Origin of the sequence: Duganella aquatilis, from assembly GCF_009674565.1 — a bacterium.
In the GTDB taxonomy this organism is placed as follows: domain Bacteria; phylum Pseudomonadota; class Gammaproteobacteria; order Burkholderiales; family Burkholderiaceae_D; genus Rugamonas; species Rugamonas aquatilis.
The window spans coordinates 115515-133462 of the sequence record NZ_WKJL01000007.1 but is presented as its reverse complement, the minus strand read 5'-3'; the positions used below and the strand labels follow the sequence as shown (position 1 = coordinate 133462).

At 68.0% G+C, this 17948-nt stretch carries 9 protein-coding genes; 3 read left to right on the top strand and 6 right to left on the bottom strand.

Going from position 1 to position 17948, the window contains the following annotated elements; translation table 11 throughout:
- Window position 1: 1 nt before the first annotated feature.
- Window positions 2–1186 (bottom strand): efflux RND transporter periplasmic adaptor subunit, encoded by a 1185-nt coding sequence (locus tag GJ698_RS12255; RefSeq protein WP_154357906.1) that lies wholly within the window; start codon window positions 1184–1186, stop codon window positions 2–4.
- Between the two features lie 210 nt (window positions 1187–1396).
- Here GJ698_RS12255 and GJ698_RS12250 point away from each other — a divergent pair, with 210 nt between their 5' ends.
- Window positions 1397–1663, top strand: a complete 267-nt coding sequence (locus GJ698_RS12250; protein WP_154357905.1) for a UBP-type zinc finger domain-containing protein — start codon at window positions 1397–1399, stop codon at window positions 1661–1663.
- A 1-nt stretch (window position 1664) separates the two neighbouring features.
- Here the strand turns inward: GJ698_RS12250 and GJ698_RS12245 are convergent, their stop codons facing one another.
- Window positions 1665–3101 (bottom strand): MFS transporter, encoded by a 1437-nt coding sequence (locus tag GJ698_RS12245; RefSeq protein ID WP_154357904.1) that lies wholly within the window; start codon window positions 3099–3101, stop codon window positions 1665–1667.
- A 132-nt stretch (window positions 3102–3233) separates the two neighbouring features.
- Between GJ698_RS12245 and GJ698_RS12240 the strand changes: the two genes are divergently transcribed.
- Complete coding sequence (locus GJ698_RS12240) at window positions 3234–5621, top strand: glycoside hydrolase family 127 protein (protein WP_154357903.1); 2388 nt, start codon at window positions 3234–3236, stop codon at window positions 5619–5621.
- On the opposite strand, the gene GJ698_RS12235 is transcribed toward GJ698_RS12240, so the two are convergent.
- A complete protein-coding gene (locus tag GJ698_RS12235; RefSeq protein WP_154357902.1) occupies window positions 5608–7623 on the bottom strand; it encodes an AsmA family protein in 2016 nt (671 codons plus the stop codon). The genes GJ698_RS12240 and GJ698_RS12235 overlap by 14 nt on opposite strands.
- Window positions 7624–7679: 56 nt before the next feature.
- Window positions 7680–12125, bottom strand: coding sequence for a DEAD/DEAH box helicase (locus tag GJ698_RS12230; protein WP_154357901.1), 4446 nt, complete (start codon window positions 12123–12125; stop codon window positions 7680–7682).
- 95 nt (window positions 12126–12220) lie between these two features.
- Between GJ698_RS12230 and GJ698_RS12225 the strand changes: the two genes are divergently transcribed.
- Window positions 12221–15928: an ATP-binding protein gene (locus GJ698_RS12225; protein ID WP_154357900.1), complete on the top strand. Its 3708-nt coding sequence runs from the start codon at window positions 12221–12223 to the stop codon at window positions 15926–15928.
- 1 nt (window position 15929) lies between these two features.
- On the opposite strand, the gene GJ698_RS12220 is transcribed toward GJ698_RS12225, so the two are convergent.
- On the bottom strand, window positions 15930–16892 hold the full coding sequence (locus GJ698_RS12220; protein ID WP_371865271.1) for a GlxA family transcriptional regulator: 963 nt from the start codon (window positions 16890–16892) through the stop codon (window positions 15930–15932).
- A complete protein-coding gene (locus tag GJ698_RS12215) occupies window positions 16889–17869 on the bottom strand; it encodes an SLAC1 family transporter (RefSeq protein ID WP_154357899.1) in 981 nt (326 codons plus the stop codon). Before GJ698_RS12215 ends, GJ698_RS12220 begins: the two co-directional genes overlap by 4 nt.
- Window positions 17870–17948: the final 79 nt, after the last annotated feature.

Sequence of the window (17948 nt, the reverse complement as noted above, 5' to 3'; positions counted from 1 at the left end):
ATCAATGTCCTTTGCTGTCGGCTGCGGCGACCTTGGCGTCGGCCGGCTTGTCATCCATGGCCACTATTTGTGGCGCCAGCGGCGCGCCCGGATGCACGCGCTGCAGGCCGTTGACGACGATTTTCTCGCCGGCTTTCAGACCGGAGCGGACGATGCGCAGGCCGTCGGCGGTCTGGCCCAGCGCGACCTGGCGGTACTCGGCCTTGTTGTCCTTGTCGACCACGTAGACGAATTTGCGGCTCTGGTCCGTGCTCACCGCCTGGTCGTTGATCAGCACCGCGCTGTGCTGGCCGGCGCCGCCGGTTTCCACCTGCACGCGGGCGAACAGGCCGGGCGCCAACAGGTTGTCGCCGTTGGCAAAGACGGCGCGCATGCGCACCGCGCCGCTGCGCGAATCCAGCTGGTTGTCGACGAATTCCAGCTGGCCTTCGTGCGGGAAGCCGGTTTCGTTGGCCAGGCCGATGCGCACCTTGACCGGATGGCCGCTGTGGGCGTGGGCGCCGACGTTCAGGTAAGTCGATTCGTCGCCGTCGAAGCTGGCGTAGATTTTGTCGTCGGAGACCATGGAGGTCAGCACGGCGGTCTGGTCGACCAGGTTGCCGATGGTGATTTCCGCCTTGCCGACGCGGCCGTCGATGGGCGCCGTAACCTGGGTGTAGGACAGGTTCAGTTTCGCGGTTTCGTACTGGGCGGCGGCGGCGCGGGCGTTGGCGTCCAGCTCTTTCAGGCCGGAGGCGCGTTCGTCGTATTCGCGCTGGGCGATGGCTTTATCGGCCAGCAGCTTTTCGGCGCGGGCCAGTTCCAGGTGCGCCAGTTCGGCCTTGGCGCGGGCGGAGAGGGCGGCCGCTTCGGCGCGGTTGGCTTCGGCCTGGAAGGGACGTGGATCGATCACGAACAGCACCTGTCCTTTTTTGACCTTGCCGCCGGGCTGAATGTTGACCGCCGTGATGAAGCCGCCGACGCGGGCGCGGATGTCGACGCGCTCGATGGATTCCAGCCGGCCGGAGAATTCCTGGGTTGGCGTCACGCTGCGTTCAACCACCACGGCGGCGGTGATCGGCGCGCCTGCGGCGGCGGGCGCCGCCTTGCTGTTGGCATCACCGCAGCCGCTGAGAAGGGCGGCGGCCAGGCCGCCTGCCGCCAATGCCGCCACCAAGGGGCGCAGCTTGTAGTCTGTGAAGAGCATAAGAGATCCTTTTATTGAATGTGTATATGCACACTTTGAGGTAAAATTAAACCCCTCAACAAGGAAGGGGCTGGCAAGTTAATTGTGATTGTAATCGTCTCAATTAAAAAGTCAACCAGAATTTTCCCGAAGGTATCGAACCAACCGAACGGGAGAGCCTGTTCCCGTGCCGACGCGGTAGACTGCATGTTTTGAACAACGGGAGGCGCGATGAGCCAGCAATGCCAGCACTTCAACCAGATCCACACGCACCACGCCAACACCAACGGCTGCGAAGAGTGCCTGAAAACCGGCGACACCTGGGTCCATCTGCGCAAATGCCTGAGCTGCGGCCACGTCGGCTGCTGCGACCAGTCGAAGAACCGCCACGCCACCAAGCACTTCGAGCAGACCGGCCACGCCATGATGCAGTCGGCCCAGCCGGACGAGGAGTGGGGCTGGTGCTATATCGACCGCAAGATGTTCGACACCATCTGAGTCAGGCGTCGATCCAGCGCCAGGCGCAGGCCGCGCTGGCCAGGGCGGTGACGGCGCAGGCCAGCGCCGCCACGTGGAAGGCGTCCAGCAGCGCCGCGCCTTGCGCGCTCAATACCGACGCCAGTAGCGCGGTGGTGAACAAACCGCCGGCGCGCGCCACCGCGCTGTTGAAGCCGGAGGCGACGCCGCTATGGCCGGCGTCCACCGACGACAGCACGGCCGTGGTCAGCGGCGCCACTGCCACCGCCATGCCGATGGCGATCACCAGCATGGCCGGCAGCGTGGTGGTCCAGTAGCTGCCGCCGCCAATGCGCATCGACAGCATGAAGCCGGCGGCGACGATGACCGGGCCGGCCGTCAGCGGCAGCCGTGGCCCCAGCTTGCCGGCCAGCCGGCCCATGGTGGACGAGGCGAGCGCGATCACCACCGGCAGCGGCAGCAGGGCGGCGCCGGCCGCGCTGGCCGAGTAGTGGTCGTATTCGATCAGCACGAACGGCAGCACCAGCAGCAGCGCACCCAGCGCGCCATACAATAAAAAGGTCATCAGATTCAGGCCGCTGAAGCTGTGCGAACGGAACAGCGACAGTGGCAGCATGGCGTTGTCGCCGGCGCGTTGTTCGATGCGCAGGAACAGCAGCATCAGCACGATGCCGGCGGCGATCGCCAGGCCGGATTCCCAGTGCAGGCCGGCGCCGCTGGTGGCCACCGTCAGCCCCCAGGTGAGCGCGCCCAGGCCGATGCTGGCCGTGGCGGCGCCTGAAATATCGAGCGTGGCGCCGGCCGCCTGCTGCTCGTCGCGCAGGTAGCGCAGGGCGAGGAAGATGGCCGCTGCCGCCAGCGGCAGGTTGATGAAGAAGATCGAGCGCCAGCCCGTGACGTCGACCAGCCAGCCGCCCAGCAAGGGGCCGATGGCGCCGGCCGCCGCGCCCACCGCGGCCCAGATGCCGATGGCGCGTCCGCGCGCTTCGCCTTCAAAGTGTGTGCCGAGGATGGCCAGGCTGTTGGGCATCAGCAGCGCCGCCCCCACGCCCTGCGCGATGCGTCCGGCGACCAGCAGGCCGGCCGACGGCGCCAGCGCGCACAAGGCGGACGCCAGCGCGAACAGGCTCACGCCCAGCACCAGTATGCGTCGGCGGCCGAAACGGTCGCCGGCCGCGCCACCCAGTAGCAACAGGGCGCTGAGTGGCAGCAGGTAGCCGTTGATGATCCACGACAGCACGCCGCCGTCGGCGTTCAGACTGCGGCCGATGGCCGGCAGGCCCACGTTCACCACCGAGCCGTCAATGAAGGCCAGGCTGGAGGCCAGGATGGTGGTGGCCAGCACAATGCGCGGATGGTCGGTGCCTGCCGGCGTGCTTGCGGTTGCGCCGGCAGGCACGTTGGCGGCTGCGGCTGCGGCGATGGCGCGGTCGCAGCCCTGGTGTGGCGCGGCGCTCATGGTGCTCCGTGGACTGTGGCCGGGGCGCTGCAGTGTTGTGCAGAATTCGTCATTTTTCGTGCTCCTGTCATGCAAGACGTGCGACGGTGGACGGGGTACATTATCGGGATACTAATCCAATTCAGGAAATCCATGCGCGCCTTGTCCTCGTTCCATCATCGCCGACTGGTGCTGCGCGGAGCCGCCGGCCTGGGATTGATCTCCGGCTGGAACGCCCGCGCCACCGCTGCTTCGGCCGGCAGCAGCATTCCCGCCGCCGCCAACGCCGTGCCACTGTCGGCGGTGCGTCTGCTGCCTTCCGTCTACCTGGATGCGGTGCAGGCTAATCAAGCTTATTTGCTGCGCCTGAGCGCCGACCGCTTCCTGCACAACTACCACCGCTTCGCCGGCCTGCCGGTCAAGGGCGCCATCTACGGCGGCTGGGAATCCGACACCATCGCCGGCGAAGGACTGGGCCACTACCTGTCCGCGCTGTCGCTGATGTATGCGCAAACCGGCACGCCGGCGCTGAAGCCGCGCATCGACTACATCGTGGCGGAACTGGCGCGCGTGCAGCAGGCGCAGGGCGACGGTTACGCGGCCGGCTTCATGCGCAAGCGCAAGGATGGCACGGTGGTGGACGGCAAGGAGATCTTCCCTGAGATCATGCGCGGCGAGATCCGCTCGGCAGGCTTCGACCTGAATGGCTGCTGGGTGCCGTTGTATAACTGGCACAAGGTGTTCGCCGGCCTGTTCGACGCGCAGACCTATGCCGGCAACGACCAGGCGCTGCAAGTGGCGCTGGGCCTGGCCGGCTACATCGACAAGGTGTTCGCCGCGCTGAACGACGAGCAGGTGCAGCTGGTGCTGGCCTGCGAACATGGCGGTATCAACGAAAGCTTCGCCGAACTGTATGCGCGCACGCAGGACAAGCGCTGGCTGGCATTGGCGCAGCGCCTGTACCACACCAAGGTGCTGCTGCCGCTGACGCAGGGCCGCGACGAACTGGCCAACCTGCACTCCAACACGCAGATCCCCAAGCTGATCGGTCTGGCGCGCCTGCACGAGCTGACCGGCCGCCAGAGCGACGCCAACGCGGTGGACTTCTTCTGGAAGCGCGTGACGCAACACCACAGCTACGTCATTGGCGGCAACGGCGACCGCGAATACTTCTCGGCGCCGGACAGCATCGCCGCCCACATCACCGAGCAGACCTGCGAAGCCTGCTGCAGCTACAACATGCTGAAGATGACGCGCCACCTTTACAGCTGGGCGCCGGATGCCGCGTACTTCGACTACTACGAGCGCACGCACCTGAACCACATCCTGGCGCACCAGAATCCGAGCACCGGCATGTTCACGTACATGACGCCGTTGATGTCCGGCGTGGCGCGCGAATACTCCAGCGAGGAGAACGACTTCTGGTGCTGCGTGTTGTCCGGCATGGAGAGCCACGCCAAGCATGGCGATTCGATCTACTGGGAGAATGGCGACACGCTGTTCGTCAACCTGTACATCCCGTCGACGGTGGAATGGCAGGCCGCAGCCGCCAGACTGGAACTGAACACGCGCTACCCGTTCGAAGGCGACATCGACCTCAAGGTGCGGCGGCTGGCGGGACAGCGGTACTTCACCGTGGCGCTGCGCATTCCGGCCTGGGCGTCGCGGCACACGGTGCTGGTCAATGGCAAGCCGCACGTGGCGGCCAAGAACAAGGGCTATGTGCTGATACGCCGCCGCTGGAAGGCCGGCGACAGCGTGCGCCTGGCGCTGCCGCTGGACCTGCGCCTGGAAGCCGCCGCCGGCAACGACCACGTGGTGGCGCTGCTGCGCGGTCCGATGGTGCTGGCCGCCGACCTGGGCGCGGCCGACAAGCCGTTCAGCGGACTGGCGCCGGCGCTGGTGGGCGCCAATATCCTTGGCGCCTTTGCGGAAGCGGACAAGCGCCAGGCCGTGTATCGCAGCGTGGGCAGCGGCCGGCCGGGCGACATGAAGTTCACGCCGTTCTTCTCGCAGTACGAACGGCGCGCGGCGGTCTACTTCAACGCCTACACGGAAGAGGAATGGGCGGCCTCGGAAGTGGCTTTCCGCAAGGAGGAGGCGCGGCTCAAGGATTTGTCGGACCGCTCGGTGGACGTGATGCATCTGGGCGAAATGCAGCCGGAGCGCGACCACGACCTGCAATCGGATATTTCATACCCGGTGTCCTACCGTGGCCGCAACGGCCGCGATGCCCGTACCGGCGGTTATTTCAGCTTCCGCATGAAGTGCGCCAACGGGCCGCTGGTGCTGCAGGCGAGCTACTGGGGCGAGGAGCGCAACCGCGATTTCTATATCAGCATCGATGGCGAGCGCATCGCCCACGTCAAGCTGGATGGCAGCAATCCCGGCGTGTTCATCGACCAGGAATATGCGGTGCCGGAGCGTCTCACCACCGGCAAGGCCGGCGTGGTGGTGCGCTTCGATCCGGAACCGGGCCACACAGCCGGCCCGGTGTTCGGCGTGCGGCTGTTCACGCAGCGCGCCGTTACTTCTTCTTGATCGGCTGCGTTTTGGCGTCGTTGCGGGTCTTGTTGGCTTGCGCCAGCAGGGCGCCGCAATCGATCGAGTCGACCTTGCCGGGATTGATCAGCGGAATCACGGCCGCCAGCGGATTGACGATGCTGGCCAGCGCCACGGCGGCGCCGGCCTTCAGCGCCAACGGGCCTTTTTGCGGACCGACGTCCGGATTGGTAAAGGTGCCGCGCGCGTACAGCGGCGTGCGCAGCGAGATGATGCGCACGCCCTTGGTTTGAGGGCGCACGTCCAGGTCCAGCGTTTCCTTGGCCAGGTCCACATTGCCGCTGACGTTGATGACGGCTTCCTGCGTGTCGACCACGAAGCGGCGCGCGTCCGCCTTGCCGTGTTCCACCACAAAGTCGCCGGCCAGGCAGTTCAGCTGCACCTGACGGTCGCCAAACAGTTTGACGAACACCAGGTTGGCGACGTTCAGGCCCGCCGCTTCCAGAATGAATTTGCTGACCGAGCCTTCGCTGACGGTGGCGCCCAGTTCGCCGCTGGACGTCGCCAGCATGGTGGAGACGGAATTGCCTTTGCCGGCCAGTGCTGCATCGGCGCTGACTTCACCGACGCTGGCCTGCATCGATTCCAGTTTCGGGAACAGCTGGTTGATCTTCAGGTGGCGTGCCGCCATGCGGATATCGGCGTCGATCACCTTCTGGCGGCCATCGAGCTTGATGTTGGAGGTGATGTCGCCGCCGGCCATGCCGAAGTTCAGCGGCGTCAGCGTCAGCACCTTGTTGTTCATCTTGATGTGGGCCTGGATATCGTTCAGCGGGATGTCGTGGGTGCGTATCAGCTTTTTGCCGGTGAAGGTGACGTCGGCGTCCAGCGCATCCCACTTGGCGGTGTTGAACTGGTCGACCGGCAGGGCTTTGTCGGCCGGCTGGTTCTGCGGCTTGCCGCGCGTGGCCTTGCTGCTGTTGCTTTCGGCGCCGATGGTCGGGCCCAGGTCTTCCAGCCGCAACTGGCGCGAGGTGAGGGCGCCGGTCAGCAGGGGACGCGGGCTGCGCGGACTGTAGGCGAGCGTGCCTTCCAGGTCGCTGCCGCCAACGGTGCCGGTGAAGTTCTTGTAGGTCCAGTTCCAGATGGCGCCGGACTTTTTGCCGATCAAGCGGCCGGTGGTGGCGTAAGGCGGCGTTTCAGGCAGCAGCACGCCGGTCAGCGGATACAGGTCGGCCATGCTGGCGCCGGCCAGCGACAGCTTCAGGTCCAGCCCCGCCGGCGCGCGCGGATCGGTCAGCATGCCTTCGACGGCGATTTTGTTCTTGCCCAGGTTGGCGTTGGCCTGCACCGGGAAGTTGGCGTGGACGTCGGTCAGCGCGAGCACCTTGCCGACCTTGCCGCCGCCGGTGACCGGGGCGTCGCGGTAGCTGCCGCTGAGATCAAACTTGATGCCGTACTTCTGCGCATCGGCGCCTTCGTTGATGCCGCTGGCCTTGGCGCGCAGGTCAAGCTTGATGCCGTCGTCCAGGTAGCGCAGGTCGCCGTCGCCCAGCGTCAGGCGCTGGATGTCGACTTCCCAGGTGGACGGGCCGTTGTCCTTGAAGGTCCAGGTGTTGCTGCCGTCGGCGCGGCGTTGCGCGGCCACGGTGATCTTGTCGACTTCGAGGTCGGTGATGACCACTTCCTTGTGCAGCAGCGGCAGCGGGTGGATGGCGACCACGATGCTGCCGGCGCTGGCCAGTTGCGGGCCGGTGCTGGTCCATGCCGGATTGGCGATGTGGACGTCGTTGGCGCTGATGCGCGGGCGCGGCACGTAGCGGCGCCAGCCAGATTCGGCGTCATCGCCTTGCTCCCATTTGACGCGCAGGTCGCCGTTGATGGCGAACTCTCGGCCGATGCTGTCGGAGACGCGGTGGTTGATCCAGGGGCGTGCGCGGTTCCAGTCGAAGGTCATGATGAAGATGACGATTGCCACCAGCACCAGCAACAACGTGGCGAGCAGGCCTGCAAATATTTTGAGTGGGCGCGATTTTTTCATGGAGACCATGCTACGCCCGGTGCGGCCGGTGTTATGTGCGGTAAGCCACGTTGAGCTTACACCGGCGGCCGGCCGACCAGGTATGCGTGCAGTGTTTCACGGTCTTCTTCACCCAGGGCGTAGTGGAATTTGCCGGCGACCTGGGTGGCGACCGGGGCGCCGTCGCGGAACAGCAGGCGGTTGCCGGCCAGCGCCGCTACCTTGTCGCCGGCGAGCAGGGTGCCGCACAGGTTGAGCGGATCGACGGCCGAGATGCAGACGTAGCTGCCGTCGTGCGACCGGCGGCGCATGTCGCGCAGCAGGGGAATGGCTTCCGGCAGGGCGAACTGTTCGCCTGACAAACCGGCGACGAAGCGTCCGCCGCGGATTTCGCCGCGCGCTTCCAGGCGGTGGTAGACGGGCAGCAGTTCGCGCCAGCTGGGCATCCAGCTAGCCTCGCGCTCCAGCAGCCGCCAGAACATCACGCCGTAGCGGCGCAACAGCGTCATGGCGATGTGCTCCAGCGTTTCCGGATCGGTGCGCGGCTTGCGGGCTGGCGGCGCGGGGCGGATGGCAGGCGGCGCATCGGCGGCAGCGGCGGCCGCGCCGGCATCTGCTGCGGCTGGCGCAGCGGTTTCGATCGGGCGGACCGTGATGGTGACGCCGTCGCCGCGCCGGACCAGTGCCCAGCGGCCGGCTTCCTCCATCGTCGGGCCGGCGCCACGGCGGCGGCGCTTGTCGTTGCTGGCGCGCTTGTTGGCCGGCACCAGCATGGCGCGCAGCCCGGCGTAGCTGTCGGCGTTGACCAGGCCCGTGGCCACCAGCTCGCCCAGCGTATTCTCCAGCTCCACCGGCAGCAGGCGCGCGTCGTGCGACAGCTCATCGAAGAACATCGCGCCATCGCGCCGCAGCGCCTCCAGCACGCGCGCCGCGCGCGGCGACACTTCCACTTCGCCGGCCACCGCAGGCAGCGCATGCCACAGCGCCAGCTGGCGGCGCGGCAGCAGCACCAGCGGCGTAGTGCGCACCGGGCCGCCGGCGGCGCTGGCCGGCGCACCGACGCGTGTCCAGACGATCTTGCCGGCCCGGCACAAGTCGTCCAGCCACAGCGACGAGTAATCCTGCACGCGCGCGGCCAGCAGTTCGCTTTCCCAGGCGCCGGCGCCGGCTTCGTAGCCTTCCAGCTGCGCCAGCACTTCGGGCAGCGTGTCCATTCCCTGCAGCTGCGCGTCCGGCGCCAGATGCTGCCACTCGAACAGGAAGCGCATGAAGTCCTGCCGTTCCACCGGCTCGATCTCGCGCCGCAGGCGCTTGATGGTGTAGCGGTGGATGCGCGCCAGCAGATGGCGTTCGCACCATTCCTCCGCCGTGACGCCAGGCGTGAAACGGCCGCGCATGACGTAGCCTTCGCTTTCCAGTTGCGTCAGCGCGATGGTGACGGTGGAGGCGGGCAGCGCCAGAGGGCCGGCAATCGCCGCCACCGTCTGTGGCCCGAAGCCGCTCATACGCGCGCGCAGGATCTCCACCAGCGCCGCGTCGCGCGTCCAGTCCTCCGCCGACGCGTCGCCATCCGCCGAATCCTGGCCGCGCGCATGCGGCCTGGCCAGCGACGGCGTGGCGATGGCCGCCGGGTAGGCCGCCTGCACGCAGGCCAGGCGCTCCAGTGCTACCCACAGGTCGGCGCCGCTGGCCGCGTCCTGCAAGCGCGTGGCGCGGCCGCCGGCGGCCAGGGCGTCCAGCCATGCCTGCCAGCCTTCCTCGCCCGCCGCCTCGTCAGGCGTGATGCAGGCCACCGACATCAGCGCCTCATGCATCTCATCGCCATTGCGCACCGACGGCCAGGCTTCCTCGGCAACCGCGGCAATCGCTCCCACGTCCAGCGCGCCCAGATCATCGGTGGAAGCCGGATCGGTCCAGCGGCGATTGATGACCGCCTGCGCGCGCCGCTCCTCCAGCGGCGCATCGTCGAGAAACGCATACGGCCGCGCGTTCAGAATCTCCATCGCCAGCGGCGATGGCGCCGGCAGGTCGCGCGACAGCAGGCGCACTTCGCCCGACTCCATGCGCCGCAACAGCGCCAGCCAGCCCTCGCTGTCCATCGCCTCATGCAGACAATCGTCCAGCGTCTGCTCCACCAGCGGATGGCTCGGCAGCTCGCGCTCGCCGACGATATTCTCCAGGCACGCCGCCTGATCCGGGAACACCGCCGCCAGCAGATCGTCGCTCTTCATCCGCTGCAACTGCGGCGCCACCTTGCGCCCGCCGCTAAAGCGCGGCAAGGCCAGCGAAGTGGTGGCGTTCCAGCGCCACCGCACATTGAACAGCGGCGCATCCAGCAAAGCCTGAATCAGGATATGCTCAGCCGTGTTGGACCGCAGATAGCGCCACACCTCGTCCAGCGGAAAACTGTGGCTGTCCGACAGCGACAGTACAATCGCATCCTCGGTGGCCGCCGCCTGCAACTCAAAGTTGAACGTGCGGCAGAAGCGCTTGCGCAACGCCAGCCCCCAGGCGCGGTTGATGCGGCTGCCGAACGGCGTGTGCACCACCAGCTGCATGCCGCCGGATTCGTCGAAGAAGCGCTCCATCACCAGCGTGTCGCGGGTCGGCAAGGCGCCCAGCGTCGCGCGCGAGCGCGCCATGTACTCGGCAATCTGGCGCGCGGCGTCGTCGCGCAGGCCCAGGTGTTCGGCCAGCCAGTCCACCACGGCTTCAATCGCCGCCTCGCCGCTGGCCGCCGTCGCCAGCAGGTGATCGATCTCGCCGCGCAGCCGCGCCACGCCGATCGACAATTCGTCGGTGCGGCCCGGCGCCTCACCGAGCCAGAACGGAATATTCGGCGCCGCGCCGTGCGCATCCTCCACCCGCACCTTGCCGGCCTCGATGCGCTGGATGCGGTACGAGGTATTCCCAAGCTGGAAAACGTCGCCGGCCAGGCTCTCGACCGCGAAGTCCTCGTGCACGGTGCCGATGTTCTGGCCCTGCGGCTCCAGCAGCACCGTGTAATCGGCGTTGTCCGGTATCGTCCCGCCGGACATCACCGCCGTCATCTTGCCGCCGCGCCGTCCGCGCAAGGTGCCGCTGACGGTGTCGCGATGCAGGTAGGAGCCGCGCACGCCCTGGCGGCTGGTATAGCCGTCGGTGAGCATGTGCAGCACTTCGTCGTAGCGCCGGTGCTCCAGCTGCGCATACGGAGAGGCGCGCCGGATCAGCGCAAACAGCTCATCCTCGCGCCACTCGCGGCAGGCCACTTCCGCCACGATCTGCTGCGCCAGCACATCCAGCGGGGCCGGCGGAATGCGCAGCGCATCGAGCTCGTTGCGGCGCACGCAGTCGAGCAGCGCCGCGCATTCGATCAGGTCATCGCGGGAAGTGGGGAACAGCCGGCCCTTGGGCAGTCCGCCCACGTGGTGGCCGGAGCGTCCGACGCGCTGCAGGAAGGCGGCGATGCTGCGCGGCGAGCCAATCTGGCACACCAGGTCGACGTCGCCGATGTCGATGCCCAGCTCCAGCGAGGCGGTGGCGATCAGCACCCGCAGCTCGCCGCGCTTGAGGCGCTGTTCCGCGTCCAGCCGGTATTCCTTGGCCAGGCTGCCGTGGTGTGCCGCCACGTGCTCGGGGCCGAGGCGGTCCGCCAGGTGGCGCGCCATGCGCTCGGCCATGCGCCGCGTGTTCACGAACACCAGCGTGGTGCGGTGCATGACGGTCAGCTCGGCCAGGCGGTCGTAGACGCGCTCCCACACATCGTTGGGCATCACCGCCTCCAGCGGCACCGGCGGCAGTTCCAGGTTCAGGTCACGCGCCCGCACGTGGCCGACATCGACCACCGCGCAGGGACGCCCGGCGCCCGCCAGGAACTGCGCCACCACCGAGATCGGCTTCTGCGTGGCCGACAGGCCGACCCGCACCGGCGGCTGGCCGCACAGCGCATCGAGCCGTTCCAGGCTCAAAGACAGGTGGCTGCCACGCTTGCTGCCCGCCACGGCGTGGATTTCATCGACGATCACCGTGCGCACGCCGGCCAGCATGGCGCGGCCGCTGTCCGATCCCAGCAGCACGTACAGCGATTCCGGCGTCGACACGAGGATGTGCGGCGCACGGCGGCGCATGGCGTTGCGTTCGGCCTGGGTGGTGTCGCCGGTGCGCACGGCGGTGCGGATGCCGTGCTGCGGCAGGCCCATGGCCTCCAGCTCGCGGGCGATGCCTTCCAGCGGCGCGAGCAGGTTGACGCGGATGTCGTTGGACAGCGCCTTCAGCGGCGACACATACAGCACCCGCGTCTCGTCCGGCAGCGGCGCGTGGCGGCTCTCGCGCACCAGCGCGTCGATGGCGGCGAGGAAGGCGGTCAGCGTCTTGCCGGAGCCGGTCGGCGCGGCGATCAGCGTGGCGCGGCCGGACTGGATCAGCGGCCAGGCCTGGCGCTGCGCCTCGGTCGCGCCCGGGAAGGCCGCACCGAACCACGCCGCGACGGCGGGATGAAACTGGTACAAGGCGGCTTGCAGGGCTTCGGTCATGTTGATCATGGTGGGGGCGGGCGCGCCAAAGTCAACCAGACACAAAAACGGCACAGGTGCATGGTAAGCTTGAAATATTGTAAATCATGAATGACAAAGTGCCCATGTCGACACGGTCCCCGGAAGCCATCCCCCTGTTCCTGAGCGCTCCCGGCGAGCTGGGAGCGCGCATCTGGGCCCACGATTGGGAGCGCACGCCGCTCGGCCCCATCGCCGGCTGGCCGCACAGCCTGAAGACCGTGATCAACCTGATGCTCAATTCGCCGCAGCCGATGTGGATCGGTTGGGGCGAGCAGGTGACGTTTTTATACAACGACGCCTACATCGATGTGCTCAGCATGGCCAAGCATCCGTGGGCGCTGGGCCGTCCGGCAGCCGAGGTATGGGCCGAGATCTGGGATATCTGCGGCCCGCTGTCCGACCGCGTGTTCGCGCAGGGGGAGGCGACCATGGCCGACAACGTGCGCCTGTTCATGCGGCGCGGCGATTATCTGGAAGAGACCTTCTACGCATTTTCATACAGCCCGGTGCGCGACGAGTCGGGCCGCGTGGCCGGCCTGTTCTGCGCCAATCTTGACGTCACCAGCCGCTATCTGACGGCGCGCCGCATGCACACGCTGTCGGACCTGAACACCCGCACATTGCAGGAGAAAACCCTGCACGGCGCCTGCGCCATCGCACTGACCACCATCGCCGACAATCCGGACGACGTGCCGTTCGCGCAGCTGTACCTGGCCGGCGACGCCGGACCGTCGCAGCTGCTGCACGCCACCCATGCCGGCATCGCCGATGCGCGCGCGCTGTTCGACATCGATGCGGTGAGCGCCGACGCCGTGCCGCGCCTGATGGCGCTCGACGTCCATGCGCCGCCGGCCGGGATGCCGGTCGGGCTGGCGCAGCAGCCGCTGCGCGAGGCACTGGTGCTGCCGCTGGCCGGCAGCGAGCCGGGACAGTCGATCGGTGTGCTGGTGCTGGGCGTGAGTTCGGCGCGCAAGCTGGATGCGGACTACCGCAGCTTCCTGGAACTGATCGCCACCCAGGCCGGTAACGCCATCCGCCAGGCGCGCGCGGCGGAGGACGAACGCTTGCGCGCCGACATGCTGGCCGAGCTGGATCGCGCCAAGACCCAGTTCTTCAGCAATGTCAGCCACGAGTTCCGCACGCCGCTGACCTTGCTGCTGGGGCCTGCCAGCGACGCGCTGGAGGATGACGCGGCGCCCTTGCCGCCGGTCCAGCGCGAACGGCTGCTGCTCATGCAGCGCAATGCGCAGCGCCTGCAAAAGCTGGTCAACACGCTGCTGGAATTCTCGCGCGTGCAGGCCGGCCGCGCGCACGCCAGCTTTGCCGCCGTCGACCTGGCGGCCCTGACGGGCGACCTGGCCAGCAGCTTCCGCTCGGCCATCGAGGGCGCGGGCATGCGCCTGGCGGTCGAGTGCGAGCCGCTCACCATGAAGGTGTACGTGGACCCGGCGATGTGGGAGAAGATCGTCCTGAACCTGATGTCCAACGCCTTCAAATTCACCTTCGACGGCGAGATCCGCGTGCGCCAGCGCATCGTCAACGGCCAGCTGCGGCTGGAGGTGGCCGATACCGGCGCCGGCATCCCGCAGGAGCAGTTGCCGCATTTGTTCGAGCGCTTCCACCGCGTGGAAGGCGCGCGCTCGCGTACCCACGAAGGTTCCGGCATCGGCCTGGCGCTGGTGCACGACCTGGTGGCGCTGCACGGCGGCCGGATCGACGTCGACAGCGTGCCGGGACAGGGCAGCGTGTTCACGGTCGCCATTCCGCTTGGCTGCGCGCACCTGCCTGCGGCGCAGGTGGATGTGGCGGCTCCCGCGCCGGCGTCGACGGCGGTGGAGGCGTATGTAAAGGAGGCGGAGGGCTGGGTGCAGCAGCAGGCGGCGCCCGTCGCGGCCAGCGCCGCTCATGGCCGGCTGCTGGTGGTCGACGACAACGCCGACATGCGCGACTACCTGCAACGGCTGCTGCAGTCGCAGTGGCGGGTGGAGGTCTGCAACAACGGCGTGGAAGCGCTGGCGGCCATCGAACGAGAAGCGCCGGACCTGATCCTGTCGGACGTGATGATGCCGCAGCTGGACGGCTTCGGCCTGCTGGCGGCGCTGCGCGCGCATCCAGGCACGCGCGACATTCCCTTCATGCTGCTGTCGGCGCGCGCCGGCGAGGATGCGCGGCTGGAAGGCTTGCAGGCTGGCGCCGACGATTACCTGGTCAAGCCGTTCTCCGCACGGGAGCTGGCGGCGCGCATCGAGGTGCTGCATCTGCGCCAGCGCATGCGCGTGGTGGAGGGCGTGGCGGCGCGCCGGCTGCAAAGCGTGTTCGGACAGGCGCCGGTGGCGATCAGCATCATGAGCGGGCCGCGCCACGTGTTCGAGCAGGCCAACGATTATTATCAGCGGCTGGTCGGACCGCGTCCGCTGCTGGGCTTGACCATACGCGAGGCCTTCCCCGAACTGGAATCGCAGGGCATCTACGAATTGCTGGACGGCGTGCTGGCCACCGGCCAGCCCTATGTCGGCCGCTCGGTGCAGCTGCGCATGCGGCGCGCGCCGGACCAGGAGCCGACCGAATGCTGGTTCGACTTTGTCTACCAGCCGTTGATGGATGACGGCGGCCAGCCATACGGTGTGGCGGTGGTGGCGTTTGAAGTGACCGAACTGGCCACCGCCAAGCGCGCCGCCGAAGCGGCCAACCGCGCCAAGGACGAATTCCTCGCCATGCTGGGGCATGAGCTGCGCAATCCGCTGGCGCCCATCGTCACCGCCTTGCAGCTGATGCGCATGCGCGGCGGCGATTACGCCGTCAAGGAGCGCGCCGTCATCGAACGGCAGACCAACCACCTGGTGGCGCTGGTGGACGACCTGCTCGACGTGTCGCGCGTGGCCGAGGGCAAGATCCAGTTGAACCGCCAGGTGCTGGAGATGGCGGACGCGGTGGCGCGCGCGATTGAAACCGCCAGCCCGCTGATCGAGCAAAAGCGCCATGTGCTGACGCTCGACGTGCCTTCATCCGGATTGACGGTGCTGGCCGATCCGGTGCGCTGCGCCCAGGTGCTGGCCAATCTGCTGACCAACGCGGCCAAGTACACAGAACCGGGCGGCCGACTGTCCATCGCCGCGCGGCGCGAGGGCGGCCAGGTGGTGGTGGACGTGCGCGACAACGGCATCGGCATCGCGCCGGAAATGCTTGGCCCCGTGTTCGAGCGCTTTACGCAGGCGCGCCAGGCCCTGAGCCGGTCGCAAGGCGGCCTGGGACTGGGGCTGGCGATCGCGCGCAGCATGATGGCGCTGCACGGCGGCACGGTGGAGGCGCATAGCGCGGGCCTGGGCTGCGGCAGCACCTTCACGGTGCGCATGCCGCTGTGGCAGGGGCAGGGCGAGTATCGGCCAGGCACGCCGCAGCCGGCGCCGTCGGCGACGACTGAGGGCGGCCTGTCGATCCTGGTGGTGGACGATAACGAAGACGCCGCCCGCGCACTGGGCGAGGGGCTGGAACTGCTGGGCCACACGGTGACGGTGGTGTTCAGCGCGCCCGCCGCGCTGGCCACGGCGCTGCAGCTGCGGCCGCAGGTCGGTCTGCTGGATATCGGCCTGCCGGGCATGGACGGCTACGAACTGGCGATGCGCCTGCGCGAACAGTCTGGCGCCGAGGGCCTGCGCCTGTTTGCCGTCACCGGCTATGGCCAGGAAGCGGATCGCCGCCAGGCGCGCGAAGCCGGTTTCGAACAGCATCTGACCAAGCCGGTGAGCCTGAACCAGCTGGATGCGCTGCTGCAGGGCCGCAGCGTGGCCTAGTCTATGCGCCGATGCGGAAGCTGTCGCGGTACTGGTTGGGCGTGATGCCGAAGCGCTGGGCAAACACCAGCCGCATGCGCGCGGGGCTGCCGAAGCCGCAGCGGTAGGCGATGGTCTTCAGGGCCAGCTCGCCGCCTTCCAGCAGGTTGCGCGCCGCATCGACGCGGGCGCGCTGGACGAATTCGGCCGGCGTCACCCCCATCTCCTTGACGAACTGGCGCGCGAAGCTGCGCATGCTCATGCTGGCCACCTCGGCCAGCTGCTCCACCGACAGCGGCTGCGCGAGGTTGTCCATCACGTGGCGCTGGATGATGGTGGACAGCGCATCCGGCGTGGTGGCCTCCGACAGATAAGGGCTGAACTGCGACTGGCCGCCCTGGCGCTGCGCCAGCACCAGCAGGCGCTTGGCGGCGGCCAGCGCCACCGCCTGGCCGTGGTCTTCCGCCACCAGCGCCAGGGCCAGATCGATGCCGGCCGTGACGCCGGCCGAGGTCACCAGGCGGCCGTCGCGCACGTGGATGCGGTCATGTTCCACCTGCGCCAGGGGGAATTCGGCCGCCAGCTGGGCGGCGTCGCTCCAGTGGGTGGTGGCGCGCTTGCCGTCCAGCAGACCGGCGCGGCCCAGCAGGTAGGCGCCGGTGCAGATGGAGCCGTAGCGCGGCACTGTCTGCGCCACGTCGCGCAGCCAGGCCGACAGCTGCGGGTTGTCCTGTTCGTGCGCCAGCTGCGGGCCGCCGGCCACCAGCACGATGTCGTAGTCGGTGCCGGCTTGGTCGAGGGGCAGGTCGGCGCCCAGCTGCTGGCCGTTGGAGGCGCGGATGGGCGAGGCCGTGGTGCCGATGGTGACCAGGCGATACTGCCGCGCCGGCGGCAGGAAGGCGTTGGCTTCGGCGAAAACGTCCATCGGCCCGGAGACGTCCAGCGACTGCACGCCGGGGAAGAGCACGAGCGCCAGGGTTTTCACGATGGACGCCCCATGGCTGGCGCCGGTGCAGGAGCTGTGGGGAAGTAGCTGCCTTTTGCCAGCAGGCGCAGCGAACCCCAGGCCACGTACAGCACCAGCATCAGCGTGGCGGCGAAGACCGCGCCGGCGATGGCTTCCACCACAGGGCTGTGCTGGTGTTCCGCCATCAGCATCAGGCCCTGGCCCAGCGTGGCGAGGCCGAAGGTGTAAGCCCAGTAGCCGGGAGCAAAGGCCTGCTGTGCGAGCCACGGCATGGACAGCGCCAGTCCGGCGAACACGAACAGCGCATAGCCGGCCAGGGCGCAGGTGATGGCGGCATTGGCTTCGGCGCCGGCCAGGATCTGGTAGGCCACCAGTGCCACCACCGGCGGCGCGCTGTAGATGCCCATGAAGTTGCGGGTCTTGTCGGCCAGGCCGCCGGTCATCAGTTGGTGGGTGATGGCGGAGTCGAGGATCAGCCACGAGATGCCGCCGGCGCCGAACAGCATCCAGCCGTAGTCGGTGTAGCCGAAGATGCCGGCGGCCAGGGCGTTCACCAGCACGCTGGCGGTATAGGGCAGGTACAGCGGCGGCACGATCTGCGCGGCGTCGCGCTGGCTGCTCCAGTGTGCGGCCAGCCGCCATGCGCCGTAGGCCACGTTGGCGGCGGAGCCGATCCAGAACAGCGGCGTGGCGGCCGACAGGGTGTAGGGCTGCAAGGCCAGCGCCACCAGGATCAGCGATTCCGGGATCAGCGCCAGGAAGGCCGACTGCACCGGATCGCGCGTTTCGGCGACGGCGGCTGCGCGGTGCGCCAGCCATTTGTGCACGTACAGCGCGCCGAACGCCAGGAAGGACAGCACGGCCAGCGCCTGCAGCACTTCGCCGCCCAGCGGCGGCAGCGCCCACAGGTGATGGGCAAAGCGCCAGGCGTTGCCGGTTTCGGCCAGCCCCAAGGTCAGCGCGAAGAATGAAGCGGGAAGCAGTTTGGTTTTCATGATAGTTGGCAGTAAGTGATCGATGAGTCGATTTTAGGCGCTTGTTCTTGCGGCATAAATCGAACAAATGGATCGAATC